The organism is Fictibacillus sp. FJAT-27399 (assembly GCF_001510655.1).
Lineage (GTDB): Bacteria > Bacillota > Bacilli > Bacillales > Fictibacillaceae > Fictibacillus_C > Fictibacillus_C marinisediminis.
Window position 1 is genome coordinate 83,264 of the sequence record NZ_LMVC01000004.1, and the last position, 11,997, is coordinate 95,260.

Below are 11,997 nucleotides of genomic sequence, written 5' to 3' on the forward strand. Positions count from 1 at the left end.
TCACCTACTTGTGAATCCGTACGGTTACATTCATTCCAGGTACAATATCCAGTCCTTGGTAGCTGTCTAATGAGATTTTAACTGGGATAACTTGAGTTACTTTTGTATAGTTCGCTGTGTTGTTTGAGTTTGGCAATAAAGAAAATGTATTGGCAGTAGCCAGGCCGATTTTTTTCACTTCTCCAGAAAGTGTATTGTCCGGATAAGAATCCACGTACACATCTACCTCCTGGCCAACCTTAACATCATTAATGTCCGTTTCTTTCACATTTGCTGTTACCCAAAGGCTGCTTAAATCATAAACATGCGCCAGCGGTGTTCCGGCTGCAACAAAAGAATCTTCAACTGCGGATTGCTGTACGACTGTTCCATCCTTTGGAAGAGTGATTTTGACCTTTGACATTCCTGCAGCTGCAGGGGTTGCTCCAGCTCCGGCTGAAGGTGCAGCAGAGATTGTACCGATTTCTTCGCCTTTATTAAATTCTTTTCCGAGGGAGCCTTTCCAATCGGTTAGTTTTCCATTAGCTGGTGCTGCAATCGTGACCTGTTCTCCTGCGATTTGGGCATTATCTGTTTTGATATAAGAAACGGATTGATTGTAGTAATAATAAGCTGCAATTCCGCCCCCAACTAAAATCAATAAAATTATTACGTTTAGTACAGCTAAACGTTTCATGTTCATTCCTGATTTTCCTCCTTGGTTGTCAATACGTCCAGTACTTGATGATGAATCCTGAGTAAATGGTCCTTATCTTCTTGCGGCATATCCGTCAATTCCATAATTTTTTTGGTAAAAAAAGAATTATTTCCAGTTGCTTCCTGAAGCTTTTCTTCCCCTTTTTTCGTGAGCTTAAGTGTGATGGCCCTTCGATCGGCAGAAGAAGTATGTCTTTCTAATAGTTCATGAGCGACAAGGCGGTCTACCACTCCGCTCATCGTGCTGTTGGTCAGCTTTAAGCCGCCTGCAAGCTCTCTCAAACCTAATTCAGGTGTAAGACGGATCTTGTACAACGCTTTGAGCTGTACAACGGTCAAGCCAGCCCGGTCGGCATCTTCCTTCATTAACGAATAGAGTGCTTTTTGTATTTGTATAAAGGAATCCAGCAGCTCATTATTGAGCAGATTCATTCCACTATCGTCCCCTCTTTCTAATAATGTTAACAGTTTGCATTGTAAATAGTTCGCATACAAACTATTTATGCACAAAGATTATAATAAATGCACAAGATTAATTTTGTCAATATAAAACTGCCATTACAAAATTTATTTTGCCATTCGATTAGACTTAATACTCTTCTGCCTTCATTTACCTAATCATTTACAACTTCTATAAATGGCTGTAACTCCTTCAACATATAGTTGAGTTATTGTTGCGTTGAATCAATAAAAATTGGAGGTATGGCTTTTGAAACACAAAACGATTTTATCTTCCTGTTTCCAGGCATTCGTGGCTGTGTCGATGTTGAGCACGATGATCCCTGGACACACGGTTCATGCAGAAGAACATTTTTCCCAGCCAAAAACCAAGCATACCGAACAGCTTCAGAAGGGTCTGGCTTACACCCATGCTGTTTATGGGGAAAATAACCCCAATGCTGAATATATGGTGGATGCAGCCTTTACCGAAACAAAAAAAGAAGCCGATGAGCTTCAGAATGAACTTGCGGGCAAGGGTTATGCTGCATCAGTAAAAACGGTGGCCGAGCGGGCGCAGGATGATCCGTTGCGCGGGACGCCGCTCGGTTATCTTGTACGGACCGGGCCTTTTCAAAAGGAAACGGACGCAAAATCTGAACAAAAGAAGCTGGTTTCTGCAGGCTATAACCAATCAAAGGTCGTCTACATACCCGAAGATGGCGAAGAGGCTTCCGGGCCATGGACAGTCAGTGTCCTTGAGGTATCTCTTGAAAAGTGGAAAGGGAAGCTGCAGCCATCCCTGGCGAGCGGCATTGTGCCAGGCAGGGAAAAGCTGACGGATATGGCTGCCAAAAAGAAGGCTATTGCCGGCATTAATGGAGGATACTTTGTGATGGGATCGCAGGATGGAACTGAAGGCGATTTAGCTGGAGTTTCTGTCATTAACGGCGAGCTGATCAGTGAGGCGGTTAAGGGAAGAACGAGCCTGCTTATCGGCAAAGACAATACGTCTGAAATTTCCTCGGTCCGTACTAAGTTAACGGTTAAAGGTACAAAAGGCATGCCGGCTGAACTGGATGGTTTAAACAGGGATCCCGGACGTATCCGTGGATGCGGCGGCGTGGGTGATCTTGAAACTACACTTCCTAAACACGATTTTACGTGTACAGATGAGGACGAACTGATTCAATACAATTCTGTTTTCGGAAAAAGAGCTCCAGAAGGTCCGGGAGCTGAAGCAGTTATGGACAGTACGGGAAGAGTGGTGGCTGTCCATAAGTCACGGGGAGCTGATATTCCGTTTGGAGGCTCTGTTGTTGCAGGAACGGGTCAATCTGCGGCTTGGCTTCAGGAACATGCTGTCATCGGTAAAAAACTTCACGTTGGAAAAATGGTCTTTGCAGATAACAAACCTGTCCCCGCGTCTAAAAAAATGGGCATTATCAATGGAGGCCCTCGATTGCTGAAAAACGGAAAGGTTTTTATTGATGCCACTAAAGAAGGGTTTCATCAGCCCGATGATCCGGAATTCTTTTATCGTTTCGGTGAGCGGCGAAATCCAAGAACCATTGCGGGCATTAAGCCAAACGGTAATATCCTCCTCGTTACGGTTGATGGGCGAAGTCCTGGATACAGCATCGGCATGAATTTTGACGAAGAAGCCCACCTGATGAAATCACTGGGCGCTGTCGATGCAGTCAACTTGGACGGCGGTGGTTCTACGGGCATGGTCATGAACAGCCGGCTCGTTACCGATCCATCCGATGCAGCGGGTGAACGTCCGATAGGGGATGGAATTTTGCTTGTTCCTTAATATAAAAAAGGCTGGACGCTTGGCAGTTTGTTTGAATGCCGTGCGCCAGCCTTTTTAATGCTGTTTGTTAAGATGCTGCTTCGCCTGCCGGATCAGCTCGCTGACCATACGGCCGCCAATCTGTCCGCCAACAGTTCCCGCCTGTTTCGCGGTAAGCTGGCCATTATAATCCTTTTGAAGAGGAACATTAACATCTTTAGCCACTTCAAACTTAACGCTGTCAGGCTGTGACGGATCGACTTGATAGCCAACATCCCTCATCACCTGGGCTTTTAATTGATCCAATGCTTCTCTTGCTTCAGGAACAAGCGGCCTTCGACTTCTTCTAGCCATGATTTTCCCTCCAGTTTCGTCGTTCTTACTGTTAGTTTGCCCGTTTATAGGAAGATAAACCGCTGGAAGGGATTGCGGACGACTGATCGGGGTTGCTTACTTGCGAAAAATGGCTCGTTACTTGCGGTTCGACAAGGATTACTTGCGACTTTCCAATCTTTACTTGCGAGAATATAGACTTTACTTGCGACTTTGCTCCATTTACTTGCATAGCACGTCATTTTCATAATAACGTTTAATGCCAAAGTCCAGTGCTTTTCGGGCCTAACCGAACACTTCAGCACTTTCAACTAGGCATTATTTTTTTATTATGTGCCATACTTGTTTTATGATAGGAACAATAGAACAATAAGACTTTCAAAAGAATGGGAGTGAGGTCTTTGAATACTCAGTATAACAATCAGCAGCTTGCGACTTTTGCGGGTGGATGTTTCTGGTGCATGGTTTCTCCGTTTGAGGAAATGCCGGGCATCATCAGTATCGTGTCAGGCTATACAGGCGGCCACACGGAAAATCCGACATACCAGGAAGTCTGTTCCGATACAACGGGCCACTATGAAGCGGTACAAATTACGTTTGATCCCGAATTGTTTCCGTATAAAAAGCTGCTGCAGCTCTTCTGGCAGCAGATCGATCCGACCGATCCTGGCGGACAATTTTATGACCGGGGCGATTCGTACCGCACTGCGATTTTCTATCATAATGAAGAGCAAAAGGAATTGGCAGAGGCCTCTAAGCAAGAACTTGCTAAAAGCGGCCGCTTCCAGAAGCCGATCGTGACTGAAATTTTGCCAGCCTCTGTTTTTTACCCAGCCGAAGAGTACCATCAGGGTTATCATAAGAAAAATCCGACTCATTATAAGCGCTATCGTACGGGTTCTGGGCGTGAAGACTTTATTAAAAGCCATTGGCAGTCCAAGCCGGACAAAAATGAACTGAAGAAAAAATTAACACCGATTCAGTACGAAGTCACTCAAAATGACGCAACAGAGCCTCCTTTCCAAAATCCGTATTGGGATCATAAAGAAGAAGGCATCTATGTTGATATTGTTTCTGGAGAACCGCTGTTCAGTTCTCTTGATAAATTTGACTCCAACTGCGGCTGGCCAAGCTTTACGAAGCCTATGCGCCAAACGGATGTAAAGGAGAAGAAGGATTTCAGCCACTTCATGATTCGTACTGAAGTAAGGAGCAAAGAAGCAAATTCTCATCTTGGCCATGTGTTTAACGATGGTCCGAGGGAAGCAGGGGGACTGCGCTACTGCATCAATTCTGCGGCATTGAGGTTTATCCCGAGAGAGGACCTTGAAAAAGAAGGCTATGGCGAGTACCGCTCGATTTTCGAATAAAATCCATATTTTTTAAAAGCAGGCAGTGTGCAACTGTCTGCTTTTATTCGTTTACGCCGTTAAACAGGATGTGATTTGGGGAAGTCTAGAAAGATACAGAAGTTCCGGAAAGGAGAAGATCGATGTGGATGAGCAAAATTCCTATACAGAAAAACGAAAAAACGAGCATATCGAAATTGCACTAAACCAAGATGTGACTGGGAAAAAGATGACAACAGGATTTGAAAACTACAGGTTCAAGCACAACGCGCTCCCTGAAATCAACTTCAGCGAAATCGATTTGTCTTCTTCTTTTCTCGGAAAAACGATGAGAACCCCTTTCTTGATCAGTTCAATGACAGGCGGCACAGAAAAAGCGTATCAGATCAATAAGGCTCTCGCTTTGGCTGCGGAAAAACAAGGATGGGCGGTTGGATTAGGATCCATGCGGGCGGCCATCGAGAACGGGCAGACAGCCTACACGTTTCAAATCAGGAATTATGCTCCTTCTGTACCAGTCATCGCTAACCTGGGGGCGGTGCAGTTGAATTATGGGTATGGGCTGCGTGAGTGCATGAAAGCTGTTGAGGTTGCCGAAGCAGACGGGCTTGTCCTGCATCTTAACGGCATGCAGGAAATTTTCCAGCCGGAAGGAGACGTCAACTTCTCTAATCTACTGAAAAAAATTGAAGAGGCGGCGAAAAACCTGCCTGCTCCGGTCGGTGTGAAAGAAGTGGGAATGGGTATCGATAGGGAGACTGCCCAAAAATTGATCGACGCAGGAGTGCAGTTTATTGATGTAGCAGGAGCGGGCGGAACCTCTTGGATTCAAGTAGAAAAATACCGATCTAAAGACCAAATGCGAGAACAAGCGGCAGAAGCTTTCTTGGAGTGGGGAAATTCGACTGCGGAGGTTCTTAATGAAGTGAAAGGATGTTCGGCAGAGGTTCCTGTCATTGCAAGCGGCGGGCTGAATAACGGTGTGGACGCTGCAAAGGCACTGGCACTTGGTGCAAACCTTGCCGGCTATGGCCGTACCCTTTTGCCGGCTGCTATTGAAAATGAACATGCCATCATTTCAAAGCTTGATCAAATTGAATTTGAACTGCGGACGGCCATGTTTGGGATTGGGGCTGTTTCTGTTGACGAACTAAAATCAACAAAACGGCTGAAAAAGCTTAAGAGCTGATTTTCACTTCTGGTTTGAGTATAGAAGCAATTTTATTATAAGGAATCGTAAATTCAGGAATTCCGACATAGTAAGGCGTGTATTCATAGCTTTGGTAATAGATGACGAGGCCTGATTTTGTTAAATAAAAGTCATCCGTGTCTTTCACGCTCTGATAGGGCTGAATGAGCGGGAATTGAAATTCTTTGAACTGCTTTTTGATGAGGGCGGTGAGCCTTGTTTTATAATAGCTTCCTTCCTTAAAAAGATCACGCAGCTCATAAATGGTGCCGGTTTTTACATTCATCGTAATCGATCCCTGGAGTGTAAGGCCGTGGGCAGCATTTTTCCAATAGGCGTAATTTGTGAACACGATGCTCAGCCAGTCTCCCTGATTGAGTTTTACTTCAAATAAGCCTCTCATTTCTTCTAAATCCTTGCGCTTGATTCCGTTTTCATCCATCAGGCTGAATACCTTATCCTTTATCGCCTTGTTCAGCTTAATCTGCGTCTCGGTACTGGGCAGCCCAATGATTTGGGGATATTGAACCGTCGCTTTGTTATTTTGATATTGCTGGATCAGCAGATTGGTATAGGAGCGGGCTTCATACAAAAGGAACTCACCTCTTACTTATTGGTATTTAGAGATCGGCCCATAAGACTTTACCTGGCGATACTCAGGATAGACTGATTCAAATTGAATATAGACAGGAGCATCCTTATATTCCGGGTGTGCCTGGAAAAAGAAGCGGTCTCCATAGAAAAAAGCTTCCAGTACCCGCGGCAATTCGCTCATGAAAATCTCATTTCTTGTTTTGGCCTGGCTTTTACTTGTGTTTTCGTCCGCAATCAATACATAGCCGTACAGAATTTTTTCACGGTTAAATGTTTTCCATTCGGCAAAAACTTCATCTCTCATCTCGTTGGTCGTATCATAAGCAAATTCAGGCCCTGCCACGAGGAACAGCTGTGCCGTAGTATCAGAGTGAGTAAGTGTATACCGCCTTGGATATTTTGGATCCGCAGGATTTGCATTGGGGCGATACTGGACATACAGCTTCTTGGGATCAAGCATCTTCATGAAAGTTCCTCAATTCCTTTTTGTTCAATGTATACAATCTCAGGGCTAAAGGTGAATAGAAAAGCTGAGGCGGCTGTTTAGAGACGAAAAACGGTGGAGCTCCTGAATAGCAACACAGGTTTTTGTGTTGTATTGAAGGAGTGAAGCGTCCGAGTCTCTAGGCGCTGAAGCTGGATCAAGAAAAGCTGAAGCGGCTGTTTAGCCCGGCATAATAAAAACCCCGGACCTTTGTCAGGTCTGGGGTTATTTTATAGCAATTACCGGCTTAGCTCGGATACTTTAACGAGCTGCTTGCCGAGGTTTTCTCCTTTAAACAATCCTAAGAACGCATCTATCGTGTTGTCAAAGCCTTCTACGATATTCTCTTCGTATTTCAGTTTTCCTTCTTGGAGCCATTGTCCAAGCTGTTTCGCTCCTTCTTCAAAGTGAGAAGCATAGTTGCTGACGATGAATCCTTTCATCAAGGCGCTGTTGATGAGCAGCTGTCCTTGAATACGGGGGCCATGATCGGCTTTTTCAAGATTATACAGGGAAATTTGGCCGCAAAGCGGAATGCGGGCATTCTGGTTGAGCAGGCTCAATGCCGCGTCCGAAATTTCTCCTCCCACATTATCAAAATATACATCGACACCGTCCGGGCAAGCTTCTTTAAGAGCTTTTCGGATATTGCCTGCTTCACGGTAGTTTACCACGGCATCAAAACCAAGTTCATTTTTGAGATAGCTTATCTTTTCTTCAGAACCTGCAATTCCTACTACACGGGCACCTTTAATTTTAGCGATTTGGCCGACGGCACTTCCTACTGCACCGGCTGCACCTGATACGACAACAGTTTCCCCTTGCTGAGGATTGCCGATATCCAGTAATCCGAAGTAGGCAGTGAGGCCAGGCATTCCAAGAATACCAAGGTTAGTAGTGATTGGAGCTAGATCAGGATCAATCTTTCTGACTTGTGCATCCTCCGCGACTGAATAGAGTGCCCAGTCAAGATTTCCGATAACAAGGTCTCCTTCTTCCAATTCGCTGGAACGGGATTGAACAACCTCCGCCACAACTCCTCCGCTGATCGCCTTGTTCAATTCAAAAGGAGGAACATAGGATTTTGTATCATTCATTCTGCCTCGCATGTAAGGATCCACGGAAAGATAGAGCGTTTTAAGCAATACTTGTCCATTCTTCGGTTCAGGGATCGCAATGTCTTCAAATTTGAAGTTGTCCATCGTCGGCATCCCTTTCGGACGGCTCTTTAATAAGATGTGCTGATTTTTTTCTGCTGCCATTTTTTCACCAAACCTCTCATATTAATTGTCATGCCTGTTAGTCATGATAAAGGGATTTTCATAGGATGCCAATGAATATGCATTTTAGGTTTTCTTTAATAAATCAGAAACGGGTGATCGTTGTACAAAAGCAGGTTTACCCCTCGTGTTCATAGAAACTTAATAAAGGAGATTGGCAAAATGAATGTATGGCGGTGAGAATATGGAGCTGGAGCAATTCAGTGAGATCAAAGACTTTTATAAAAGCGCTGAATCATTTTTGATGAAGCATGAGGCAGCAGCGGAATTGATAACGTCCAGCTGTCTTGCTCATATGGAGGTTAAGGCATCAAGCAGCAATCCCCCTTTTTTATGCTGTATAAGAGAAGGCGGTGATATCCTGCTTACTGCCTTTATGAACCCTCCTCGTCCTTTGCTTATTTTCGGCAAAGAAGAAGCACTTCCCCTCTTGATCAAGAAGCTAGCCATGCAAGACTGGGGAATATCGAAGCTTACGGCACCTGCAAAACCTGCGCGTGCTTTTGCAGAAATGTGGCTGAGAGAAACGGGGAACAGCCACCGAATTTCCATGAGAATGATGCTGTACCGGCTTGAGCGGTTAACAGCCTTCACACCTACTCTGGGAAGAATGCGGCAGGCCAGCCTGAAAGACAGCGAGCTCGCAGGAAAATGGCTGTATGAAATGGGAAGTGAGACCCGATCGCTGTTGACAGAGCAGGAGGCGATGCAAACAGCCCGCCAAAAGATTCAGGAAAAGAGAGTCTATATTTGGGACTCTGATCAGCCTGTCAGTATGGCGGCAATTACGAGGCCTACAAAGAACGGGATGACGGTCAATATGGTGTACACCCCTCCAGAGCATCGGAGAAAAGGCTTTGCCAAATCATGTATTGCAGGTCTTAGCAGGGAACTCCTTCAATCCGGCAGGAAGTTCTGTACGATTTATACCGATGAGACCAACCCTTCTTCCAGCAAAATTTACAGTGATATCGGCTATGAAGAGATCGGCAGGTATACGGAGCTCGCTTTTAATCAGAAATGAAAAGGGGAATGAAAATGTCAGTACGTATTCGAACCGCACAGCAAGAAGATACTGCACAGCTGCGGTCGCTCATGCTTGAATATATTGTAGATTTCTACAATAGCCCTCATCCGGAAGATGAAAAGCTGAATGCGCTGATCAGTGTGCTTTTAAAAAGAGCGAGAGGCATTCAGTTTGTCGCAGAACATGGCGGAGAGCTTAAAGGCTTTGCGACGCTTTATTTTACATACAGCACGACCCGGGCGGCAGAAATCACGGTTATGAACGATCTGTATGTGGCCGAGGACAGCAGGGGAACAGCTGTAGCTGAAGGATTGTTCAATGCCTGCAAAGAGTATTCAGTAAAGAACGGCTATGCTTCCATGCTGTGGGAAACGGCAGATGACAACAAAAGAGCACAGCGTTTTTACGAAAAAATGGGCGGGAAACAAGGAAACTTCCTAACCTATTCGATCTAACGGTGCTGAAGGAACCTCATTCTACTTTTAGAATGAGGTTTTTTTGATTGGGAAACAATGCTCTTATGAGATTTGTAAAAAGGAGAATTGCAATGGGAGTGTTCGCAAAGCCAAAGCTTGTTGTCAGCCAGTGTTTAGAATTTGATCATTGCCGTTATAACGGTGACGTAATCCATCATCCAACCATCCGCAAACTAATGAGGCATGTTGACTTTCTGCCGGTATGTCCCGAAGTTGAAATCGGACTCGGAACACCGAGAGAGACGATCAGAATCGTTCTTCAAAATGGGGAACAGCGCCTCATGCAGCCTAAAACGGACAAAGACGTTACTGCCGATATGGAAAAGTTTTCAGATGCTTACCTCCAGTCTCTTCATCATATCGATGGTTTTATTTTAAAAAGCCGTTCGCCTTCCTGTGGATTGAAAGAAGTAAAACTGTATACCTCAACAGAGAAAGGTCCGGCCATCGGCTCAAGCAGCGGCCTTTTTGGCGGCAAAGTGCTTGAGCTGTATCCCCATTTAGCCGTAGAAGACGAGGGGCGCCTCAATAACTTCCTGATCAGGGAACGTTTTTTCACAAAAATATTCTTGCTGGCTGCCTACAGGGAACTGAAAAAAGAAGAGTCTCTACAAAGGCTGATGGACTTTCATGAAGTAAACAAGTATTTGTTTCTTGCCTACAGCCGCCCGACACAAAAGGTTCTGTCGCGCATCTTGAAAAATAAAGAACAGCCAGAGGAATTGTTTTCATTGTATGAAAAGGGGCTGCGCCGCCTTTTTTTGAGGACGGCACGCTATGATTCCAGCATAAATGCTGCAAAGGAAATGGCAAAAGCATTTGACCGTTTCTTAAACGACAAAGAAAAATCATACTTTCTGGAGCTTACAGATAAAGTAGCGGAGAAAAAAGAGCCGTTTTCGAGCGTGATGGCACTGCTCAAATCATGGGCATACCGTTTTGAAGACGAAGAAATACTCCGCCAAAGCTGGTTTGAGCCCTATCCCGGTGACCTGCTTGAAATATCCGATTCCGGAAAAGGAAGAGATTATTAAACTTATAGGATCTCCTTTTTCCGCCTTTGTCTGCATGTTATAGTTGAATGAGACTTATGCAAAGAGGTGGAACACGTCGTGTTTTTACATAAAGGGGAAATATTGTTTCGTCAGGGAGAAAGCGGTCCGCTCTTTGAACTGAAAAGCGGGCTCCTTAAAGTGGTCCGTGTACATGAAGATGGAACCGCTTCACTGCTGAATTTGATCGTGCCTGGAGAAGTAATCCCGCACCACTCGCTAATCAGCGAAAAAGATTATCATGGGACGGCTATGGCTCTTCTTCCGGCCGAAGTGGAAGTGATTCCTGAAAAAGAGTGGTACAGGGAGCTCTCGGAGAACCCGGAAAAGTACCGGGAAGTGGCATTGCTGCTGCAAACAAAGCTTCGAATGATGCAGCAGCGCATCGACCAACTGACCGCTGTCGCCACAAAAGAACGGGTGGATTTGCTGCAAAACTGGTTTCAGCAATATTTTCCGGATATGTCGGTAAAAGATGTGCTGACACAGGAGGAGATCGGCCAGTTTGTCGGCCTGCGCCGTGAAACGGTCAATCGTGTGCTGCGCCATCTATAGGACTATCACTTATGAAAAAAATTACATAATGTTTTTCCTATATTTTCTTGTAAGCTGCTCACACTAATGATGTATCACCAATCAAAGGAGGAATGAACATCATGAAACGTGTGATGATTTTAGCCACAGTACTCTGTTTAAGCATCGGGCTTTTCACAGGACTGGTACATGCAAACGCAGAAGGAAACAGTGGAAAACAGCCAAAACACCACATGCATAGAGACCATATGTGGAAAGAGCTTGCCCCTTACAAAGACAAGCTTCACGAGAAAAACCGATTGAAAATCCAGTATTACGAACTTAAGCAGGAAGCGCTGTTAAAAAAGGATACGATCCTCAGACTGCATACGGGGAATGAAAAGCCCGGTGCCTGGCACCAAAATCAGAACCATCAGGCAATGAAAAAGATCTGTCACGAGATGAAGGCTCTCCGCGATAAGGCCAAGACGGAAAAGAAAAATCTTAAGGCAGCAATCAAAGCGAAAGACAAAGCAAAAATTGAAACCCATTTTGATCAAATGCTGCTCATTCAGAAGCAGGTCAATCAAAAGCTTGCCGAAAGAAATGCAGTGTTGGATTCCATGATTAAAGAAATGAAAAAATAAGCAGCAGCCACTAAAAAAGGGGCTGTCCAAGAAGTCTGTAAGCTGTGGATTTCCGTTCCAGGCTGCTCGCTTTCCGCGGGGCGTGCGGTGAGCCTTACCGGCGTGAACGCCTACTTTTTGGTGC

Annotated in this window: 14 protein-coding genes; 8 read left to right on the forward strand and 6 right to left on the reverse strand. The window is 45.0% G+C overall.

Annotation, left to right across the window (positions count from 1 at the left end):
* Window positions 1-4: 4 nt before the first annotated feature.
* Window positions 5-682, reverse strand: coding sequence for an HlyD family secretion protein (locus tag AR335_RS17030; protein ID WP_062238156.1), 678 nt, complete (start codon window positions 680-682; stop codon window positions 5-7).
* Window positions 679-1,128: a MarR family winged helix-turn-helix transcriptional regulator gene (locus tag AR335_RS17035; protein ID WP_062238158.1), complete on the reverse strand. Its 450-nt coding sequence runs from the start codon at window positions 1,126-1,128 to the stop codon at window positions 679-681. The genes AR335_RS17030 and AR335_RS17035 overlap by 4 nt, the downstream gene beginning before the upstream one ends.
* 277 nt (window positions 1,129-1,405) lie before the next feature.
* On the opposite strand from AR335_RS17035, the gene AR335_RS17040 reads away from it, so the two are divergent.
* The gene (locus AR335_RS17040) at window positions 1,406-2,950 is read left to right on the forward strand and encodes a phosphodiester glycosidase family protein (RefSeq protein WP_062238160.1); all 1,545 of its coding nucleotides are present in this window, start codon (window positions 1,406-1,408) and stop codon (window positions 2,948-2,950) included.
* Between the two features lie 54 nt (window positions 2,951-3,004).
* On the opposite strand, the gene AR335_RS17045 is transcribed toward AR335_RS17040, so the two are convergent.
* The gene (locus AR335_RS17045) at window positions 3,005-3,283 is read right to left on the reverse strand and encodes an alpha/beta-type small acid-soluble spore protein (RefSeq protein WP_062238162.1); all 279 of its coding nucleotides are present in this window, start codon (window positions 3,281-3,283) and stop codon (window positions 3,005-3,007) included.
* 380 nt (window positions 3,284-3,663) lie between these two features.
* Between AR335_RS17045 and msrB the strand changes: the two genes are divergently transcribed.
* On the forward strand, window positions 3,664-4,632 hold the full coding sequence (gene msrB, locus AR335_RS17050) for a peptide-methionine (R)-S-oxide reductase MsrB (RefSeq protein WP_255357596.1): 969 nt from the start codon (window positions 3,664-3,666) through the stop codon (window positions 4,630-4,632).
* Between the two features lie 124 nt (window positions 4,633-4,756).
* A complete protein-coding gene (fni, locus tag AR335_RS17055) occupies window positions 4,757-5,800 on the forward strand; it encodes a type 2 isopentenyl-diphosphate Delta-isomerase (protein WP_156419060.1) in 1,044 nt (347 codons plus the stop codon).
* On the opposite strand, the gene AR335_RS17060 is transcribed toward fni, so the two are convergent.
* From AR335_RS17060 to AR335_RS17070, 3 genes are all read right to left on the reverse strand, one after another.
* Entirely contained in the window at window positions 5,790-6,392 is a 603-nt protein-coding gene (locus AR335_RS17060) for a DUF3298 and DUF4163 domain-containing protein (protein ID WP_062238166.1), read from the reverse strand. The two genes, fni and AR335_RS17060, sit on opposite strands and share 11 nt — an antisense overlap.
* Window positions 6,393-6,410: 18 nt before the next feature.
* Window positions 6,411-6,860, reverse strand: a complete 450-nt coding sequence (locus AR335_RS17065) for a staygreen family protein (protein WP_062238168.1) — start codon at window positions 6,858-6,860, stop codon at window positions 6,411-6,413.
* A 257-nt stretch (window positions 6,861-7,117) separates the two neighbouring features.
* A complete protein-coding gene (locus AR335_RS17070; protein ID WP_062238170.1) occupies window positions 7,118-8,140 on the reverse strand; it encodes an NADP-dependent oxidoreductase in 1,023 nt (340 codons plus the stop codon).
* A gap of 184 nt (window positions 8,141-8,324) precedes the next feature.
* Here AR335_RS17070 and AR335_RS17075 point away from each other — a divergent pair, with 184 nt between their 5' ends.
* The 5 genes from AR335_RS17075 (at window position 8,325) to AR335_RS17095 (ending at window position 11,873) form a co-directional block, all read left to right on the forward strand.
* A complete protein-coding gene (locus AR335_RS17075; RefSeq protein ID WP_062238172.1) occupies window positions 8,325-9,182 on the forward strand; it encodes a GNAT family N-acetyltransferase in 858 nt (285 codons plus the stop codon).
* A 14-nt stretch (window positions 9,183-9,196) separates the two neighbouring features.
* The gene (locus AR335_RS17080) at window positions 9,197-9,640 is read left to right on the forward strand and encodes a GNAT family N-acetyltransferase (RefSeq protein WP_053356384.1); all 444 of its coding nucleotides are present in this window, start codon (window positions 9,197-9,199) and stop codon (window positions 9,638-9,640) included.
* 92 nt (window positions 9,641-9,732) lie between these two features.
* A complete protein-coding gene (locus tag AR335_RS17085; protein WP_062238174.1) occupies window positions 9,733-10,695 on the forward strand; it encodes a YbgA family protein in 963 nt (320 codons plus the stop codon).
* 78 nt (window positions 10,696-10,773) lie between these two features.
* Window positions 10,774-11,268 carry a Crp/Fnr family transcriptional regulator gene (locus tag AR335_RS17090; protein ID WP_062238176.1) on the forward strand — a complete coding sequence of 165 codons (495 nt, stop codon included), beginning with the start codon at window positions 10,774-10,776 and terminating at the stop codon, window positions 11,266-11,268.
* 101 nt (window positions 11,269-11,369) lie between these two features.
* Window positions 11,370-11,873: a hypothetical protein gene (locus tag AR335_RS17095; RefSeq protein ID WP_062238179.1), complete on the forward strand. Its 504-nt coding sequence runs from the start codon at window positions 11,370-11,372 to the stop codon at window positions 11,871-11,873.
* Window positions 11,874-11,997 lie beyond the last annotated feature (124 nt).